This window comes from Phyllobacterium sp. CCNWLW109 (genome assembly GCF_037203905.1).
In the GTDB taxonomy this organism is placed as follows: domain Bacteria; phylum Pseudomonadota; class Alphaproteobacteria; order Rhizobiales; family Rhizobiaceae; genus Phyllobacterium; species Phyllobacterium ifriqiyense.
Window position 1 is genome coordinate 325,501 of record NZ_JBBCBK010000002.1, and the last position, 18,962, is coordinate 344,462.

18 protein-coding genes and 1 pseudogene are annotated in these 18,962 nt (G+C 53.5%); 11 read left to right on the plus strand and 8 right to left on the minus strand.

The genetic code is table 11. The features are described from left to right. Window positions 1–13 precede the first annotated feature (13 nt). Window positions 14–700 (plus strand): peptide-methionine (S)-S-oxide reductase MsrA, encoded by a 687-nt coding sequence (gene msrA / locus V9K92_RS06875; protein ID WP_443094448.1) that lies wholly within the window; start codon window positions 14–16, stop codon window positions 698–700. 59 nt (window positions 701–759) lie between these two features. Here the strand turns inward: msrA and V9K92_RS06880 are convergent, their stop codons facing one another. Both V9K92_RS06880 and fumC read right to left on the minus strand, forming a co-directional pair. Continuing rightward, complete coding sequence (locus V9K92_RS06880; protein WP_115055223.1) at window positions 760–1,155, minus strand: DoxX family protein; 396 nt, start codon at window positions 1,153–1,155, stop codon at window positions 760–762. Between the two features lie 100 nt (window positions 1,156–1,255). Continuing rightward, window positions 1,256–2,647, minus strand: coding sequence for a class II fumarate hydratase (gene fumC / locus V9K92_RS06885; protein ID WP_337353639.1), 1,392 nt, complete (start codon window positions 2,645–2,647; stop codon window positions 1,256–1,258). 139 nt (window positions 2,648–2,786) lie between these two features. Here fumC and V9K92_RS06890 point away from each other — a divergent pair, with 139 nt between their 5' ends. Together V9K92_RS06890 and V9K92_RS06895 are read left to right on the plus strand one after the other, a co-directional pair. Beyond that, window positions 2,787–3,197, plus strand: a complete 411-nt coding sequence (locus V9K92_RS06890; protein ID WP_115055221.1) for an SRPBCC family protein — start codon at window positions 2,787–2,789, stop codon at window positions 3,195–3,197. Between the two features lie 3 nt (window positions 3,198–3,200). Further along, window positions 3,201–3,556, plus strand: a pseudogene (locus V9K92_RS06895) (VOC family protein). Window positions 3,557–3,589: 33 nt separating this feature from the next. Here the strand turns inward: V9K92_RS06895 and V9K92_RS06900 are convergent. After that, the gene (locus tag V9K92_RS06900) at window positions 3,590–4,150 is read right to left on the minus strand and encodes an NADPH-dependent FMN reductase (RefSeq protein ID WP_115055219.1); all 561 of its coding nucleotides are present in this window, start codon (window positions 4,148–4,150) and stop codon (window positions 3,590–3,592) included. An 88-nt stretch (window positions 4,151–4,238) separates the two neighbouring features. Between V9K92_RS06900 and V9K92_RS06905 the strand changes: the two genes are divergently transcribed. After that, a complete protein-coding gene (locus tag V9K92_RS06905; RefSeq protein WP_115055218.1) occupies window positions 4,239–4,646 on the plus strand; it encodes a winged helix-turn-helix transcriptional regulator in 408 nt (135 codons plus the stop codon). Between the two features lie 72 nt (window positions 4,647–4,718). Here the strand turns inward: V9K92_RS06905 and groL are convergent, their stop codons facing one another. From groL to V9K92_RS06925, 4 genes are all read right to left on the minus strand, one after another. Beyond that, on the minus strand, window positions 4,719–6,365 hold the full coding sequence (gene groL / locus V9K92_RS06910) for a chaperonin GroEL (protein ID WP_115055217.1): 1,647 nt from the start codon (window positions 6,363–6,365) through the stop codon (window positions 4,719–4,721). Window positions 6,366–6,421: 56 nt separating this feature from the next. Beyond that, window positions 6,422–6,718, minus strand: coding sequence for a co-chaperone GroES (groES, locus tag V9K92_RS06915; protein WP_115055216.1), 297 nt, complete (start codon window positions 6,716–6,718; stop codon window positions 6,422–6,424). A gap of 357 nt (window positions 6,719–7,075) precedes the next feature. Beyond that, the gene (locus tag V9K92_RS06920; protein WP_336440553.1) at window positions 7,076–7,387 is read right to left on the minus strand and encodes an ArsR/SmtB family transcription factor; all 312 of its coding nucleotides are present in this window, start codon (window positions 7,385–7,387) and stop codon (window positions 7,076–7,078) included. Continuing rightward, window positions 7,384–8,418 carry a cation diffusion facilitator family transporter gene (locus tag V9K92_RS06925; protein ID WP_337353640.1) on the minus strand — a complete coding sequence of 345 codons (1,035 nt, stop codon included), beginning with the start codon at window positions 8,416–8,418 and terminating at the stop codon, window positions 7,384–7,386. The genes V9K92_RS06920 and V9K92_RS06925 overlap by 4 nt, the downstream gene beginning before the upstream one ends. Before the next feature lie 161 nt (window positions 8,419–8,579). Between V9K92_RS06925 and V9K92_RS06930 the strand changes: the two genes are divergently transcribed. The 6 genes from V9K92_RS06930 (at window position 8,580) to V9K92_RS06955 (ending at window position 16,546) form a co-directional block, all read left to right on the plus strand. Continuing rightward, complete coding sequence (locus tag V9K92_RS06930; RefSeq protein ID WP_337353935.1) at window positions 8,580–9,428, plus strand: TIGR01459 family HAD-type hydrolase; 849 nt, start codon at window positions 8,580–8,582, stop codon at window positions 9,426–9,428. A gap of 12 nt (window positions 9,429–9,440) precedes the next feature. After that, window positions 9,441–10,421 (plus strand): bifunctional riboflavin kinase/FAD synthetase, encoded by a 981-nt coding sequence (locus V9K92_RS06935; RefSeq protein WP_337353641.1) that lies wholly within the window; start codon window positions 9,441–9,443, stop codon window positions 10,419–10,421. Window positions 10,422–10,522: 101 nt separating this feature from the next. Next, a complete protein-coding gene (locus V9K92_RS06940; protein ID WP_307282988.1) occupies window positions 10,523–11,368 on the plus strand; it encodes a MipA/OmpV family protein in 846 nt (281 codons plus the stop codon). A 271-nt stretch (window positions 11,369–11,639) separates the two neighbouring features. Continuing rightward, complete coding sequence (gene ileS, locus V9K92_RS06945; protein WP_337353642.1) at window positions 11,640–14,558, plus strand: isoleucine--tRNA ligase; 2,919 nt, start codon at window positions 11,640–11,642, stop codon at window positions 14,556–14,558. Between the two features lie 189 nt (window positions 14,559–14,747). After that, window positions 14,748–15,428, plus strand: coding sequence for a hypothetical protein (locus V9K92_RS06950; protein WP_336440548.1), 681 nt, complete (start codon window positions 14,748–14,750; stop codon window positions 15,426–15,428). A 134-nt stretch (window positions 15,429–15,562) separates the two neighbouring features. Continuing rightward, on the plus strand, window positions 15,563–16,546 hold the full coding sequence (locus tag V9K92_RS06955) for an Lnb N-terminal periplasmic domain-containing protein (RefSeq protein ID WP_337353643.1): 984 nt from the start codon (window positions 15,563–15,565) through the stop codon (window positions 16,544–16,546). A gap of 5 nt (window positions 16,547–16,551) precedes the next feature. On the opposite strand, the gene V9K92_RS06960 is transcribed toward V9K92_RS06955, so the two are convergent. After that, entirely contained in the window at window positions 16,552–16,983 is a 432-nt protein-coding gene (locus V9K92_RS06960; RefSeq protein ID WP_337353936.1) for a nucleoside deaminase, read from the minus strand. A 99-nt stretch (window positions 16,984–17,082) separates the two neighbouring features. Between V9K92_RS06960 and V9K92_RS06965 the strand changes: the two genes are divergently transcribed. Beyond that, window positions 17,083–18,954 carry a pseudouridine synthase gene (locus V9K92_RS06965; protein ID WP_337353644.1) on the plus strand — a complete coding sequence of 624 codons (1,872 nt, stop codon included), beginning with the start codon at window positions 17,083–17,085 and terminating at the stop codon, window positions 18,952–18,954. The last annotated feature ends 8 nt before the right edge of the window (window positions 18,955–18,962 follow it).

Below are 18,962 nucleotides of genomic sequence, written 5' to 3' on the forward strand. Positions count from 1 at the left end.
GAAGGAAAAACAAATGAAACTTCGTTACTTGTTACTTGCAACCACCTTGCTATTTGCCCCAGCTATGGCATTCGCGGAAAGCGTCACGATGGTGCCTCCGCCAGCGATGGATCAGTCAATAGCGGCCGGAACTGAAAAAATCGTGCTTGCCGGCGGATGTTTTTGGGGCGTTCAGGGTGTTTACCAGCACATGAAGGGCGTCACAAACGCTGTGTCAGGTTATTCGGGTGGAGAAAAGGGCACTGCGAATTATAATCTTGTGAGCGGCGGCGATACCGGCCATGCGGAAGCGGTTGAGGTCACGTTTGATCCAAAGACCGTCAGCCTGGGCAAGATTTTACAGGTCTATTTTTCTGTCGCTCACAACCCAACCGAACTGAACCGGCAAGGACCAGATACGGGCACGCAATATCGCTCTGCAGTGTTCACGACCAGCGTAGATCAAGAAAAAGTGGTGAAGGCCTATATAGACCAGCTCGACAAAGCCAAGGTCTATTCAGATCCGATAGTGACCAAGGTCGAGCCTCTCAAGGCTTTTTACACGGCAGAAGCCTATCATCAGGATTATGCGACCATTAATCCGACGCAGCCCTATATCGTCTACAATGATCTGCCCAAGATCAAAAACTTGAGCAAGCTCTTTCCGCAGGAATATCGGGAAAAGCCGGTGCTTGTGAGTGAAGTCCAGCCTACCAATTGACGCAACAATAAAAATAAAGGCCGCGTGAAGCGGCCTTTATAAGCGAATGATATTTTCGTTTAACCGCGCTTTGCGTCGATTGAAAGTGCACCAGCTCCATAAGCAGCCAGGACAAAGAAACCACCAGCTACGCCCAGGTTTTTCTGAAAGAACATGAATTGGGTCATGCCGGCATCGCCAGCCCAGTTCAGGTGAGCAGTCGCCGTGGCGGCCAAAGTGAAGAGGCCAAGCAAGAGAGCTGCAATACGGGTCTGGAAGCCAACGAGAACTGCAATGCCCCCGAAGAATTCAAGCAGACCGACAAGAACCGCAACAACTGTTGGCGCTGGCAAACCCATGCCGCCAAAATAGGCAGCAGTACCGCCGATAGCTGTTAGCTTGCCCCAGCCAGCCATGATAAACATGACCGAAAGCAGAATGCGACCGATCAGAACCAGAATGCCATTGTTAGACATAGATTTTTCTCCAAAAAAAGTGACTGCGCGGTCAGTACGCGATGCATACTGTTTACTAAAGTCACTTTTTCGACAACAGATTGTTCATCAAATCCACTGCTTATTCCGGAGCGATCATCCGTTCCGGCCGCACAAGACGATCATAGTCCTCGGCTGACACATGTCCGCTGGCAAGCGCTTCCTCACGCAAAGTCGTCCCGTTCTTATGCGCTGTCTTGGCGATCTTGGCCGCATTGTCGTATCCGATGGCCGGAGCCAACGCAGTGACGAGCATGAGCGAACGTTCGAGCAAATCCTTGATGCGAACTTCGTCGGCTTCGATGCCCTCGACGCAATTGTCGGCAAAGGACACCATCGAATCGGCAAGCAGGCGAATGGACTGGAGTACATTGAGCGCGATAACAGGCTTGAACACATTCAGTTCAAAGTGGCCTTGGCTCGCTGCCACTGTAACGGTAGTTTGATTACCGAAAACCTGTGCTGCAACCATCGTCAGTGCTTCTGCCTGGGTTGGGTTGACCTTGCCTGGCATAATCGAGGAACCAGGTTCGTTTTCTGGCAATTTCAACTCACCGAGACCCGAACGGGGCCCCGATCCGAGAAAGCGAATATCATTGGCAATCTTGAAAAGATCAGTAGCAAGCGCATTCAGGCTGCCATGGAAATTCGCCAACGCGCCATGGCTCGCCAGAGCCTCAAATTTGTTTGGAGCCGTCTTGAACGGCAATCCCGTTATGTCTGACACAGCTTCAGCAAAGCCCGAATCAAAGCCCACGGGTGCATTCAATCCTGTGCCGACGGCAGTACCGCCCTGCGCCAGCAGGAAAACGTCCGCCAAGCTCTGTTCGATGCGTTTGCGGGCGTATTCAAGCGCGGCGCGGTACCCCGAAAACTCCTGTCCAAGTGTTACAGGTGTCGCGTCCTGAGTGTGCGTACGGCCAATCTTGATAATGTCGGCGAAGGCCTTTTCCTTTTTGGCAAGCGCTGCTGTCAGATGGGCCAGGGCAGGATAGAGACGCTCGGTCGCTTCGACCGCCGTCGCAATGTGGATGGCTGTCGGGAACGTGTCATTTGACGACTGGCTCATATTGACGTGATCGTTAGGATGGACCGGTTTCTTCGAGCCCTTCGTTCCGCCGAGCATTTCAATAGCACGGTTAGAGATAACCTCGTTGGCATTCATATTGGACTGTGTTCCGGAACCAGTCTGCCATACGACGAGCGGGAAATGATCATCGAGCTTGCCTTCGATAACCTCTTCGGCGGCAACTGTAATTGCGCGGCCGGTGACTTCATCCAGTTTGCCCAGAGCCATATTGGTTTCTGCCGCAGCGCGTTTTACGATACCAAGTGCCCGAACCAATGGGATGGGCATACGTTCGCCGCCGATCTTGAAATTATGCAAAGAGCGCTCGGTCTGTGCGCCCCAATATTTGTCGGCAGCTACTTCGATTGGACCAAACGTGTCTGTTTCGGTGCGTGTAGAAGTCATCGTCTATTTTTCCTGTGACAGTTGGCGCAATGACTACTGCGAAGCGGTCCGGGAGGCAAGGTTCCAGCACGGAATGTTGGTCTGGATTTCGTAAGGTGCTAAGATAAAATCGATTATAGCACTGGTGGGAGGTCAAGCTATGACAGCACTGGAAGCACGAACTCTTCAGATCGCCATTCAACGCGATTGGAAGGATGTTTACCGCTATGCAAGCTTACCTGAGCATTTGCCGGAGTGGGCATCGGGATTGACTTCGGGCCTGCAGAAGTCCGGAAATGAATGGGTGGCTGACGGTCCCGCCGGAAAGCTGCGTCTTCGGTTTGCGCCCGATAATGAGTTTGGCGTGTTAGACCATTGGGTAATAACGGAAACCGGAGAGAATGTTTATATTCCCCTGCGCGTCGTTGCCAATGGCAATGCTTCCGAAGTGATATTCACCTTGTTTCGATTGCCCGGCATTGACGATGAAAAGTTTACTGCGGACGCAGCATGGGTTATGCGCGACTTACAGAAACTGAGAGATTTGCTGGAAGCGCAATTGCTGGAGTAAGGGATGAGCAATAGTTCAGGTCAAGACAAACAGATCAACTATATCGAGTTCAACGTCGAGGATATTTCGCGCGCGAAGGATTTCTATGGCACCGCATTCGGCTGGACCTTCACCATTATGGCCCGGCCTATTGCGAGTTTTCGGACGGCAATCTCAAGGGCGGTTTTGCTCATTCTGAGGGGGTGAGATCTGGCGGCCCATTGGTTATTCTTTTCGCCGATGATCTTGCGGATACGCTGGAACGTGTCAAAAAAGCGGGCGGAAAAATTTCAAAAGAGATATTTGAATTTCCCGGAGGAAAGCGCTTCCATTTTGTCGATCCGGAAGGTTACGAATTGGCGGTCTGGTCGGACAAGTAAGGAGGCGGCTGCACAAGCAGCCGCCGAATAGCATTAGGCGTCGCGTGCAGCTTTCAAGGCGTTGCCCCACCAGACAAGCTGATCAAGCTGGGCGCCTGCCGCCTCATTGAGGTGCGGATAATCGCTAAGCTTCTTTTCCCCTTTAACGACAGTCAAATATTCGGGGAAGGAAATATGGACGCCGGTCTTGACAGATGCCGCACCCATTTCAACGAATATAAGACGCAGATGTTCAACGGCGCGTGCACCGCCGACACCACCATATCCCACAAAAGCGACTGGCTTTTGAATGAACTCACCAAGATCTATCGCATTCTTCAGCACGGCAGTTGGCGCGTGGTTGTACTCTGCGACGGTGAAAATAAATCCGTCGAAAGAGCGCATCTTCTTCTTCCAGCGCTCGGCGGTTTCGCTTTCCGCCGTCGTGCTGCGTTCTTCACCAAAGAAATGCATAGGATAGTCCAGCAGGTCGACAATCTCGACCTCTAAATCATCGCGTTGGCTTGCAACGTCAGCGATCCATTTGGCAGGAAACTCGGCGAACCGGCCAATGCGCGTGCTGCCGACGATGACGCCGATTTTTAGTTTTGCCATTTTCAGAAATCCTTATCTTGGGATGGTAACTATTTGTGACCGGAGCTATATAGGTGACTGTTAAAAGTTCTAGCAAGGAGGCACTTTTTTGAAACCGAAGCACTTTGAGGTAACTCCTGCCTGTGGTGCGGTCCACCAGATTCTTTCCCGTGTCGGAGATAAGTGGACCGTGCTGGTCGTTAATTATTTGGGCGCTGGTTCAATGCGGTTCAACGAGTTGAAACGCTCGATTGATGGCATTTCTCAAAAAATGCTTACCAGCACTTTGCGTGGCTTGGAGCGCGACGGTTTTGTAACGAGAACGGTGTTTCCGACAATCCCGCCGCGTGTGGATTATGAGCTTACCGATCTTGGACGCGATCTGCTTGTGCCGGTGCGCAACCTTGCTGACTTCGCCATCCAAAATGAAACGCGTATCGCCAATGCGCGGGCCAGCTTCGATTCCGCGAACAAGGCTACGGAAATCACTCCGCCTTTCGCTCAAGCTGCCGAATAAAAACGCTTACTCGTACAACAAAAAAGGCGGGTCGAAACCCGCCTTTTCCGTATTCTATAGGGAGAGGACTTCTTAGAAGTCCATGCCGCCCATGCCGCCCATTCCGCCGCCTGGCATCTGGGGAGCACCGCCATTGTCCTTCTTAGGAGCTTCGGCAATCATGGCTTCGGTGGTGACTAGAAGACCTGCAACCGATGCTGCGTCCTGCAGAGCAGTACGAACAACCTTGACTGGATCAACAATGCCCATGACGATCAGATCGCCATATTCACCATTGGCCGCATTGTAGCCGTAGGTTTCTTTCTTGCTTTCAAGAATCTTGCCAACAACGATGGAAGCTTCATCGCCAGCATTTGTTGCGATCTGACGAGCCGGAGCCTGCAGAGCACGACGAACGATGTTGATGCCTGCATCCTGATCGGAATTTGCGCCCTTAAGAGTAAGGTTCGCAGAGGCACGTAGAAGAGCAACACCACCGCCAGGAACAATGCCTTCTTCAACAGCAGCACGCGTTGCGTTGAGAGCGTCGTCAACGCGGTCCTTCTTTTCCTTCACTTCAACTTCCGTTGCACCGCCAACGCGGATAACTGCAACACCGCCAGCGAGCTTGGCAAGACGTTCCTGCAGCTTCTCACGGTCGTAGTCGGAAGTTGTTTCATCGATCTGCTGCTTGATCTGGCCGACGCGGGCGTTGATTTCACCCTTCTTGCCATGACCGTCAACGATCGTGGTGTTTTCCTTGGTGATCGACACCTTCTTGGCGCGGCCGAGCATGTCGAGCGTAACGCTTTCGAGCTTGATGCCGAGGTCTTCGGAAATAACCTGACCGCCAGTAAGGATAGCGATGTCTTCAAGCATTGCCTTGCGGCGATCGCCGAAGCCAGGAGCCTTTACAGCCGCAATCTTCAGACCGCCGCGCAGCTTGTTGACAACGAGCGTAGCAAGAGCTTCGCCTTCTACGTCTTCAGAAATGATGACGAGTGGCTTGGAAGTCTGAACAACAGCTTCGAGAACTGGCAAAAGAGCCTGAAGGTTCGAGAGCTTCTTTTCATGAAGAAGGATGTAAGCATCTTCAAGATCAGCAACCATCTTTTCAGGGTTGGTGACGAAGTATGGCGACAGGTAGCCGCGATCGAACTGCATGCCTTCAACGACTTCGAGTTCGGTTTCAGCGGTCTTGGCTTCTTCAACGGTGATGACACCCTCGTTGCCGACCTTCTGCATTGCCTTGGCAATCATTTCGCCGATTTCGGTCTCGCCATTGGCAGAGATCGTGCCAACCTGCGCAACTTCTTCCGAAGTCTTGATCTTCTTGGCGCTCTTGCCGAGCTGCTTGACGACTTCTGCAACAGCAAGATCGATGCCGCGCTTCAGATCCATCGGGTTCATGCCAGCAGCAACAGCCTTGCCGCCTTCCTGAACGATTGCCTGAGCAAGAACAGTAGCAGTCGTGGTGCCGTCGCCAGCGATGTCGTTCGTCTTCGAAGCGACTTCACGGACCATCTGTGCGCCCATGTTTTCGAACTTGTCTTCAAGTTCGATTTCCTTGGCAACAGTCACGCCGTCCTTGGTGATGCGTGGAGCGCCGAAGGACTTGTCGATGACAACGTTGCGGCCTTTCGGGCCGAGCGTTACCTTGACTGCATCTGCAAGGATATTAACGCCGCGCAGCATGCGCTCACGCGCGTCGCGGCCGAATTTTACTTCTTTAGAAGCCATTTTATCTCTCCTGGGATTTAACCCGGTTTGATCGAAATATTATTGGGTGACGGTGATTAGCCGAGGATGCCGAGAATGTCGGATTCCTTCATGATCAGCAGATCTTCGCCGCCGATCTTGACTTCCGTGCCGGACCACTTGCCGAACAGGATGTGATCGCCTGCCTTGACATCGAGCGGTATGAGCTTGCCAGCTTCGTCACGAGCGCCTGTGCCTACGGAGACGATTTCGCCTTCCTGTGGCTTTTCCTTGGCAGTATCCGGAATGATGATGCCGCCTGCAGTCTTTGCTTCCGATTCAACGCGGCGTACTACGACGCGGTCGTGAAGCGGGCGGAACTTGGTCTTGGCCATGGTTAGAACCCTTGATGTTGGTGTCAAAACGGTTTCGCAAACAGTTGTGCCATTCGCGTTATTAGCACTCGTTGATAGTGAGTGCTAACTGGAGCCGGAGATAGTGGGAGGGGTCGAAAGAGTCAAGGGAAAGGCGATGAAATTTTCATGACATTGGTGGATTCGAAGTTCCGGATTGGACGCCCTGATATTGGAATAGCAAGGCACCGGCAAACCCAATCGCTACTTCACCATCCAGCGCTCGAGCAATGTGCTGTCTTTGATTGCGCGCCATTGCGGCAACTCGTCCTTTGAAAAAGAGCCCAGAACTTTGGTGAGCGCCTTACCTAAAGTATAAAACGATCCGATGAAGCAGTTTTAGTCGTCACTATCCTCGCATACGTGATGCGCCATATCGACAAGCATGTCGCTGACATGTTTATCAGCAAGTTCATAAAAAATCTGCTTTGCCTGCCGGTTGCCGCGCACCAGACGCGCCCCACGCAATAATCGCAAGTGGTGACTGACTAATGATTGCGACAAATCCAGGCTTGCCGCAATATCGCCGACGGAGCGTGGGTTTTCGAGACAAAAGAACAGGATTCGTAGTCGCGTCGGGTCGCCAAGCAGTTTGAATGTCTCGGCGAGGATGGTCGTATCAAGCTGGGATGGTATCGTTATTTTGCTCAATGTTTGTGACCTTCATGGCTATGGTCATGCGCTGCATGATCATGATCACCGTGGCCGCTATGGTCATCCTCCCCGTGATCGTGGTCATGTTCGCCGGAGGTGTCGATGCCAAGACAGCAGTCGCCGGTAGCATCGGCAAAATCGATGGCAATGGTCGAATGCTCGATCTCGAATTTTTTGATCAGCTCCGCCTCGACGGCTTTCACCAGCAGGCGCGGATCGCTGCCCTCTTTTGGCTTCACATGCAAGGTTGCCAGCGCCTTGCCGGATGTGATCATCCAGACGTGGACATGGCGTACGCCAGCCAGGTCGGGGACCGTTTTCATCAAGTGCTGTTCGATTTCTTCCGGCTTGGCATTTTCCGGGGCGCCTTCAAGCAGAATATGCAGGGAATTGCGCAGAAGTGCCCAAGCGCTGCGCAGGATCAACAAGCACACGAAGACCGAAAGGATCGGGTCGATTGGTGTCCAACCAGTATAATAGATAATGACCGATGCCGTAATCGCAGCTACGGAACCAAGCAGGTCGCCAAGAACGTGCAAGATCGCACCTTTGATGTTGACGTGATCCTTGTCGCCGCGGGTCAAAATCCAGAAGACGCCGATATTTACGAGCAGTCCTATCGTTGCGACGATAAACATTGGACCCGCGAGGACCTCGCCGGGATTGCGAAACCGCTCAAAGGCTTCGATGGCGATCCAGACAAGAATGGCGAAAAGTGCGAGCGCATTAATAAGGCCGGCAATGACCTCAAAGCGCAGATATCCAAATGTGCGGCGTTCATCAGCCGCGCGTTTGCCAAAACGAAATGCTGCATAGGCCAGTGCGAGAGCCCCCGCATCCGTTAACATATGTCCGGCGTCGGCAATCAATGCCAAGGAACCCGATAAAAGGCCCCCAATGACTTCCACAATCATAAACGTGAATGTGATCAGGAAGGCGATCAGGACCTTGCGCTCATTGTCAGCCGTTATTTTGGCAGCATGATCATGTGCGTGATCGTGCCCGTGCGTGCCGTGGGAATGCGCCATTTGAACCTCGTTTGATAACAAACATATCAATATTTGTTCATGTGTTTACTGTCAACCGGTCGATACAGCTTTTGATGATGATCCCGAGTGACAGTTTTCCTGCAATCAGGTAAGCGAGGTGCAACTCGATTACTGGCATGGAGAAGAGCGGCATGACCGACATGGTACATTTGGCAAGTCTGGACGACTTGATGGATCGTTATGACGTGCTTCTTTGCGATGTCTGGGGTGTTTTGCACAATGGTATCGATTCGTTTGCCTCTGCTTCAAAAGCATTGGCTCGCGCCAGAGCCGCTGGTTTGACCGTGGTCCTGATAACCAACGCCCCGCGACGCTTCGATAGCGTGGCAGCGCAAATCCATGGCTTGGGTGTGCCCGAAGATGCCTATGACCGGATCGTTACATCAGGCGATGTTACGCGTGAATTGATCCGCAATTCGCCGCGTAAGGTCTTCCATCTTGGACCGGAGCGTGATGAAACGCTTTACGAAGGACTGGACGTTGAGCTTGTGGAAGAGCGGGAGGCTGATGTCGTCGTCTGTACTGGTTATTTTGATGACGAAACGGAGACACCGGCTGATTATGCCGAAATGCTGACGCGTTTCCGTTCGCGCGATCTGCCATTTATCTGTGCCAATCCTGATATTGTCGTTGAGCGCGGAGATCGTCTGATCTGGTGTGCCGGTGCTTTGGCCCGCGATTATGGCCAGCTTGGTGGCCGGACCTTGATCGCCGGCAAGCCGCATCGACCCATTTATGAGGCTTCCATTGCCGCAGCTGAAGAGGTGCGTGGCAAACCTGTGGACCTTAACCGTGTCATTGCGATAGGCGATGGTATGCTGACGGATGTCAAAGGTGCTGATCTCTTTGGCATAGATGTCCTATATATATCCGGTGGCATTCACGCGGGTGATTATGTCCATGGTGGCGTTCACGATGTCGAAAAGCTGCTGGAATTCCTGAAGAAACACGGAAGCAATCCTGTTGCTACGATGCCTGCTCTGGCTTGAGGACAAGCAGCTATGCCAATTTTGCGCTTGACGGACCCCACGCAGCTGCCAGCTGATTTAAGAGACGCTGTTGTCGCGATTGGTAACTTTGACGGGGTGCATCGTGGGCATCAAGCAGTTCTCGAACGCGCTTTGGAAGCGGCTCAGGCTGCGGGCAGGCCCTCGTTGGTTTTAACGTTCGAGCCGCATCCACGCAGCGTCTTTGTGCCGGACCAACCCGTGGACCGGCTGACACCGGCAGCTGAAAAAGCTACTATTCTGGAGGCTTTGGGCTTCGACGCCGTGGTGGAATGCCCGTTCACGCGCGAATTCTCGCAATTGACTGCCGATGACTTCGTTGACCAGATTCTGGTCAGTGCCCTGCATGCAAGCCGCATCGTCACCGGCTTTGATTTTCATTTTGGCAAAAATCGCCAAGGCGGCCCCGCTTTTCTCATGGAGGCCGGTGACAAGCGCGGTTTCCATGTCACGCTGGTTGATGCGTTTCGCGATGAAGGCGGACAGGCCGTATCATCCAGCCGCATTCGCTCGCTGTTCGGGGAGGGCGACGTTGTAGAGGCGGCCGGCCTGTTGGGATATCGCCATCGCATTCGGGCAAAAGTGGTTCACGGCAAGCAGCTTGGTCGGACCATCGGTTATCCTACTGCCAATATGGTTCTGCCCCCGGAAACTCATTTGAAGCACGGCATCTATGCGGTTCGCTTTCGCCGGGCTGATGGCACCCTTTACGATGGCGTGGCCAGCTTCGGACGCAGACCCACAGTTGACACGGATGGCGAGCCACTTTTGGAAACGTACGTTTTCGATTTTTCCGGCGATCTATACGGTGAGATCTGCGCTGTTTCCTTCTTTGCATACCTTCGTGGCGAAGAAAAATTCGATGGGCTGGAGCCTATGATGCTTCAGATCAGAAGGGATGAAGAAGAGGCACGGGGACTTTTACAGGGTGTGAAGCCGCTCTCGCCGCTGGATAACACGATTAATTTTGTCTGAAATGGCAAATCGTTTACCATAAGAATAAATCCAATTTTATCTATCCTTTCGTAGCTTGGCCCGGAATTGCCGTCTCCCAAGGCAAATTTCGGAGTCAAGATATGTCTGTTCGTTTGATTGGCGCCCTTGCTGGCGCAGTATTTTTCGCGTCCCCCGCCATAGTGCTTGCGGATGAATATTATAGTGACGCGGAAACACCGGCCAGCAGCTCAAGAGGCGATCATTGGTGGTCGGGCGACTGGTATCTGACATTGGGAGCAAAGGGATTTGTTGCGCCGCGCTATGATGGCGCAAGCGATTATCGCCTGCTGGCCGCTCCGGTTATTTCACTTGGACGCGCTGGCAAGTCTGAAAAATTCTCGTCCCTGAATGACAATGCTTCCATCGGCTTTATCGATACCGGCGTGTTTCGCGCCGGTCTGACGGGCAAGCTGGTTTCCGGGCGCGACGATGATGACTCACGCGATTTGAAGGGACTGCATGATACCGATTGGGGCGTAGAAGTTGGCGGGTTTGCCGAATTCTATCCGACAGATAATGTCCGCGGCCGCGTTGAAGTTCGTCGTGGCATTGGCGCGCATGATGGCGTGGTTGCAGATTTCGCTGTTGATGCCTTTACGGATATTACTCCAACGGTGCGTGTGTCCGCCGGTCCACGCGCTACTGTCGCGACGAAAGATTACTTCCGTGAATATTACGGTGTTAACCCAGCAGAGTCTGCTGCGTCTGGCCTTAAGGAATACCGGCCAGGAGGGGGGCTGAAGTCGCTCGGAATCGGCGGACAAATTACCTGGAAGACCACAGACAAGATCACGACAAGCGCCTATGCGGAGTATAATCGTTTGATGGGACCTGCTGCCGATTCAAGTCTGGTCAAAGAGCGTGGGTCAGCTAATCAGGCAACGTTTGGTTTGCAGGCAACCTACCGATTTGACTTCTCGCTGTAGCGGATGTCGCAGATACAGACGAAGTTTATTGCATCTGCCCCTTTATTCTCGCGAGCGTGGTTGCTAAAAGCGCGGTCATGAAAACCGTTTGCGGGGCTTTTCCCAAGTCCGTACCGATTCAGATACGAATTACTGGCCCGGCCTTCACCTGAACCTGAAGCTATTTGCTTCGTGGTGTTGAAGGTCCGGGCGGCGCCTTTGCGCCTTATTTCGATTTCTTCAAATCCTTGCTTGCAGCGATAACGCGCGGGCCCAAGAAAAGCCAAGAAAAATGAACGATACGCCTAAGCCAATCGACTATTCGAAAACTCTATATCTGCCGCAGACGGATTTTCCGATGCGTGCTGGTTTGCCAGCCAAGGAACCGGAATTCGTCCAGCGCTGGCAGGACATGGACCTTTATCGGAAGCTGCGTGAAGACGGCAAAGATCGTCCGCTTTATGTGCTGCATGACGGTCCTCCCTATGCCAATGGCAATATCCATATCGGCCATGCACTGAACAAAATTCTCAAGGACGTCATCACGCGCTCCTTCCAGATGCGCGGTTACAATTCCAATTATGTCCCGGGTTGGGATTGCCACGGTCTGCCAATCGAATGGAAGATCGAGGAACAGTACCGCGCCAAAGGCAAAGACAAGGATCAGGTGCCGATCAACGAGTTCCGCAAGGAATGCCGCGAATTTGCCGCCAACTGGATCAAGGTCCAATCTGCCGAGTTCAAACGGCTTGGTATCGAAGGCGATTTCGAAAATCCCTACACAACGATGGCATTTCATGCAGAAAGCCGCATTGCCGGGGAACTCCTGAAGTTCGCCATGTCGGATCAGCTCTATCGCGGTTCCAAGCCTGTCATGTGGTCGGTTGTCGAGCGTACTGCTTTGGCCGAGGCCGAAGTGGAATATGCCGACGTTGAAAGCGATACGATCTGGGTCAAGTTTCCGATCGTCAATGGCGAAGGTGATCTCGCATCGGCCTATGTCGTCATCTGGACGACCACCCCTTGGACCATTCCTGGAAATAGGGCGGTCAACTACTCACCTCGCGTAGCCTACGGACTTTACGAGGTTGAAACGGCAGAGAATGATTTCGGCCCGCGTCCGGGCGAGATGTTGATTTTTGCAGATGCGTTGGCGGAAGATTCGGCCACGAAAGCCAAGCTGACTTTCAAGCGTGTCAGAGCCATAACAGCCGATGAGTTTGCAGGCATCGCTCTCTCCCACCCGTTCAAAGGTTTTGGCGGTGGTTATGAATTTGCAGTGCCGATGCTTGGCGGGGATCACGTAACCGACGATGCAGGTACAGGCTTCGTCCATACAGCGCCCGGCCACGGTCGTGAGGATTTCGATGCGTGGATGGATGCGCGCAGCGATCTTGAAGCACGCGGTATTTCCTCGGCAATCCCCTTCACCGTTGATGATGCGGGTTACTACACCAAGGATGCACCGGGTTTTGGGCCGGACCGTGAAGGAGGTGCCGCGCGCGTCATCGACGATAATGGCAAGAAGGGCGATGCCAACAAGGCTGTTATTGAAGAGCTGATCAACCGTGGCATGCTGTTTGCACGCGGTCGTATCAAACATTCTTATCCGCATTCGTGGCGTTCGAAAAAGCCGGTCATTTTCCGCAATACGCCGCAATGGTTTGTCTATATGGACAAAGATCTTGGCGATCAGACGACATTGCGTTCGCGCTCTCTTGCCGCCATCGACGAGACACGTTTCGTCCCTGCTGGTGGGCAAAACCGCTTGCGTGCAATGATTGAGGACCGTCCCGATTGGGTGCTTTCGCGCCAACGCGCCTGGGGCGTGCCAATCTGCGTTTTTGCCGACGAAGATGGCAATGTCTTGAAGGATGAAGCGGTCAACGCCCGCATTCTTGAGGCCTTTGAGCAGGAAGGCGCTGACGCCTGGTTTGCCGAAGGTGCCCGTGAGCGGTTCCTTGGCGAAAAAGCCAATGAACCCTGGGTACAAGTACGCGATATTCTCGACGTCTGGTTTGATTCAGGCTCGACCCATGTCTTCACTCTCGAGGATCGCCCTGATCTGAAATGGCCAGCGGATGTTTACCTCGAAGGTTCCGATCAACATCGCGGCTGGTTCCATTCGTCTTTGCTTGAAAGCTGCGGCACACGCGGACGCGCTCCATATAATACTCTTGTCACCCATGGCTTCACCATGGATGAAGAGGGGCGCAAGATGTCGAAGTCGCTCGGCAATACTGTCACGCCGCAGGATGTCATCAAGGATTCCGGGGCAGACATCCTTCGCCTTTGGGTCATGACAACCGATTATTGGGAAGATCAACGTCTGGGTAAAAACATCATCCAGACAAATATCGACTCATACCGCAAGCTGCGTAATACGATCCGTTGGATGCTAGGGACTTTGGCTCATGACGAAGGCGATGAAGTTGCCTATGCGGATATGCCAGAACTCGAGCAGCTAATGCTGCATCGACTCGCGGAACTCGATGAACTTGTGCGTTCGGGCTATGATGCCTTCGAATTCAAGCGGATCACGCGCGCATTGATCGATTTCCTCAATGTGGAATTGTCAGCATTCTATTTCGATATCCGCAAAGACGCACTCTATTGCGATGCGCCTTCCAGCATCAAGCGGAAAGCTGCACTGCAAGTTGTCAGGCATCTGTTCGACCGTATCGTGACTTGGCTGGCTCCCATGCTGCCATTTACAACGGAGGAAGCATGGCTTGATCTGCACAAGAATGCCGTTTCTGTTCATCTGGAGCAGTTCAGGGACACGCCAAAAGAGTGGAAGAACGAAGCGCTGGCCGCAAAGTGGCGCAAGGTGCGCGATGTTCGCCGCGTAGTTACGGGTGCGCTGGAGTTGGAGCGCGCCAAGAAGACGTTGGGTTCATCACTTGAGGCTGCGCCGCTGGTTTTCATCAACGATTCTGAATTGTTCGAAGCGGTGAAGGGTCTTGATATGGCCGAGATATGCATCACCAGTGCCATAACCATCACGGACGGAGCAGCGCCAGCAGATGCCTTTGTTGCTGATGACGTCAAAGGCGTTGCGGTCGTATCGGAACGGGCAACCGGCACAAAATGCGCACGGTCATGGCGATACACGCATGATGTTGGATCAGATCCGGCCTATCCTGATGTATCGGCGCGGGATGCAGCGGCGCTACATGAACTGGCGAAGTTGGGAAAACTTGATGCCTGAATCAAATCTGCGGGTTATCCCTTGAGATAATCCGCGGATTTATTAACAAGAAAGAGCCTCGACTTGCTTAATGCTACAGGCCTCATGTAAAAGGCTTGCCATTGAGTTGCCTGAATTTAGAGGCAGGGCATAGATCAAGCGTATTTTTTGGCGGGCATCAGTGCTCAGGCTTGGGTGGAAGTGGCGAGTATGAATTTGAACGGACGCATCACGGTTCTAAGTGCATTGTTTGCATCGCTGGCAATAGCTGGCTGCAGCACATCGCCCACCTATGGCACCGACAAAACGTCCGGTGCGCAATTGCTTGACGACGTATCAAACATTGCTTCGTTCAGTAAAAAGAAAAATACGATCGCGTATAATCCAAGGCCGGAGCTTGTTCGTCCACCTGCTGGCGCTTCTGCAAACGCCCAGTTGCCGCAGCCGCAGGGCAATGTTGTATCTGAAAACAGCGCCAACTGGCCAGAATCGCCAGAACAGCGGCGCAAGCGCATTCGCGATACCGCAACTGCCAACCAGAACAACCCGAATTTTGTTCCGGAAGTTGAAAACGATATTCCTGCCGCTGCCAAGTCGTCAAAATGGGATGAGTATGGCGTTTACAATGATAAGGCACCGAAGGTTGTGCCCGCTGGCTCGCCGCAAACCGATCAGAGCAGCGAGTTTCGTGCGCGCAAGCTCGCCTCAACGGCTGGCTCACCGACCACACGCAGATATTTGAGCGAACCACCGTTGGAATATAGGGCGCCCGCACCGACTGCTGCCACGGATGATCTTGGCAAAGACGAGGTCAAGAAAGAACGTGAGCGGAAAGCTGCAGCCCGGAAGGACAAGGGCTTCAGCTTCAAAAACTTGATTCCCTGGAACTGATCCAGAATTACTGCTCCTTACCTGTCGTAATGGTTGCCGCTTAAAGCGTGTTTCCGCAATCTGTTCCGAAAGTTTGGGAACAGATATGCTTGCGTTTCGTTAAGTTAACCTACGCCAGTCGAGGATTCTCCCAATTGTTCATTTTAAGATTGATCGGACGGATTATCCTCGTCCCTGTTTCGGTTCTGGTTTTTATATGGGGCGTATTTGCCCTTTGGTATCAGCTTCCCTTTGGCGTTTTCGGCGCCATCGGCTGTCTTATAGTCTGGATAGCGATTGCCTTTTCCGTGCTTTGGCTGGAAATAAAGGGCCGGTCATTTAGGGCATTGATCGTTCTTGTGCCAATATTGCTTGGACTGCTCTATTGGTGGAGCACGATTACACCATCGCTCACGCGCATCTGGGCTGACGATGTTGCACAGACGGTCACCGGAACTTTGTCAGGCAATCAGGTCACCTTGTCCAATGTGCGCAACTTCGAATGGAGAACACGCGAGGATTTCACGCCGCGCTGGGAAGTGCGCACGTATAATATGGAAGATCTGGCATCGGTCGATGTATTCCTTTCCTATTGGTCCAATCCCGCCATCGCGCATACGCTTGTCAGTTTTGGCTTTAAGAATGGCGAGCATGTTGTCTTTTCTGCTGAAATCCGGAAGGAGCGGCACGAAGCGTTTTCTGAGATCGGCGGTTTTTTCAAAGAATTTGAACTGGCAATGATCGCAGCCGACGAACGCGATATCGTTCGGTTGCGCACCAATATACGCAAGGAAGATGTGTATCGTTATCGTATCAATATGAAGCCGGAGATGCGCCAGGCATTGTTCCTGTCCTATGTCGACAATGCCAATCGCCTGGCGGAAAAAGCCAGCTTCTACAATACTGTCACCGCGAATTGCACGACGGTTATTTTTGATATGATACGAGCCATCACGCCGGATATTCCCATTGATTATCGGGTCATTTTCTCCGGTTATCTGCCAAGCTATCTTTATGATCTTGGCGCGATAGATAATCAGAAGCCTTTAAGTGAGGTGGAAAAGTCTGCCTTGATCAATCAGCGCGCGATAAATGCAGACACGTCACCTGATTTTTCGGCAAGAATACGCAGCGATTAACGGCACTAGAGCCGCTTTGCCTTGAAAAACTCTTTTAGCAGAGCTTCTGACTCGGCTTCGCCAAAACCAGAATAGACTTCCGGGGCGTGATGGCAGGTTGGTTGCGTGAAGAAGCGAGCCCCGTTTTCGACGCCGCCCCCTTTTATATCCTGTGCGCCATAATAAAGTCGGCGAATTCGAGCAAAGGAAATTGCGGCAGCGCACATGGTGCAAGGCTCAAGGGTAACGAAGAGATCGCATCCGGTCAGGCGCTCATCTGCAAGGATCTGGCAAGCTTCCCGGATGGCCAGAACTTCGGCATGTGCAGTCGGGTCATTAAGTTCTCGGGTCCGGTTGCCAGCTGCCGAAATAACAGCCCCGTCTTTGACCAAGACGGCTCCAATTGGTACCTCTCCTCGGGCCGCAGCCGCGTGTGCTTGTGCCAAAGCCAGGCTCATAGGATCAGTTTTTTGGTTCACGGGCGGCTCATCATCCAGAATTTACTCGCAAGCACACTCCATAGCTGGTAGTGAGCCCTGCTGAAAGGCAAACATTCCATGACAAGCTCAAATGATGACGGCAAGGGCGGCAAACGCCCCTTTGAAAAGCGCAGTTTCGACAAGCGCGGTAATGATGGTCCCAAAGGACCCCGCAAGTTCGACAATGCTGCTCCGGCAAAGCGCGGTTTTGAACCGCGTAAAGAAGAAGCGCTGCCCGAAGAGGGCGAGCGCATAGCCAAGCGTTTGGCACGTGCGGGAATAGCATCCCGCCGCGAAGCCGAAACGATGATTGCGGCGGGCCGTGTTTCCGTCAATGGCAAGCGACTTTCCAGTCCCGCTATCAACGTCATGCGCAGTGATCGCATCGAGGTTGATGGAAAACCATTGCCTGAAAAAGAGCGGACGCGCTTGTGGCTTTACCACAAGCCAGCTGGTCTTGTGACGACCAATCGCGATCCCGAAGGCCGACAGACCGTTTTCGAATCCTTGCCGAAAGATATGCCGCGCGTTTTGTCCGTTGGCCGTCTCGACATCAACACCGAAGGGCTGCTTTTGCTCACGAATGACGGTGGCTTGTCGCGTGCTTTGGAATTGCCTTCTACGGGTTGGCTTCGCCGTTACCGCGTTCGGGCTCATGGCAGTGTCACCCAAGAAAAGCTTGATACATTGAAGGATGGCATTGCCGTTGACGGCGTCTTTTATGGTGCAATTGAGGCCCATCTGGAACGTGAGCAGGGCTCTAACGTCTGGATCATGATGGGGCTTCGTGAGGGTAAGAACCGCGAAGTCAAGAACGTCCTGGGTGCGTTGGGTCTGTCTGTTAATCGGCTCATTCGTATTTCCTATGGTCCATTCCAGTTGAGCGATTTGCCGGAAGGTTCTGTTCGCGAAATGAATGGCCGCACGCTTCGCGACCAGCTTGGTGAACGCCTGATCGAAGAATCCGGCGCTGATTTTGATGCGCCGATCATCAATGTATTCTCGAATGATGCCGTGAAAGGCGAAGCTGTTCAGCAGCCCGCCGAACGTCCGGCTCCGGCACGCCGCTCGGAGTGGATTTCCAGCGCACCGGTAGAAAAACGACGCGCGCCTCGTAAATCCAAGGATGAACAGCGCGAAGAAAACCTTTCCCGCTGGTCGACAGATCGTACTGACCGCCCAGCCACACCGCGAACCGGTCGTGACGAACGGCCTGCACGTGGACCACGCGAAGAGCGCCCAACTCGCGCGGCTCGTGACAACGATCAGAAGCCGCGCGGCATTAGCTCGAAAGCGGATCGGGAGCGCAAGGAAGACGAGGCTATGGCACCGCGCAGTTCGCGTTCCGCGAATGTGTGGATGGCTCCGGGTGCCCGTCCCATGGGCAGTGCGAGGGCAAAGGCGGTAGAATCGCGTGAAGCAAGAAATCGCGCGGAAAGCGCAAGGTCGGAAAGACCGGCGCGTGCTGGCGAAGGCGCGAGCCGGCCAGCTCGGGGCTCTGATCGTCCGGCCTCGGATCGTCCTCGGGAAGACCGTGAAAGGCCAGGTGCTCGCGCGCCGGGGGGGTATTCCGGCGACAAGCCGCGCAGCTATTCTCCGCGCCCACCGCGTGAAGGCGGCGATAATGCGGAGCGTCCGAAGCGTTCATTCGGCTCAGACCGTCCAGAAGGTTCCCGCAATGCACCGCGTCCCCCACGGGTTGGCAAGCGCGAGCGTGCGGAACTCAAGGAACGTGAAGCACGCGGCGACGCGCCGGCACAAGGTGACCGTCCAAACCGCTCGGAACGCCCCTATGGTGCAAGCGGCAAGCCAACGCGCGCGCCCGGCAGGCAGGATGGCCGCAGCGGCGACCGCCCCTATGGTGGACCGAAAGCCGCACCCAGGGGTGCACCGCGTAGCGGCCCTGGTGGCGGAAGCAGGCCACCACGCGGCGGCAAGCCTAAAAGCTAAGGCCTCAC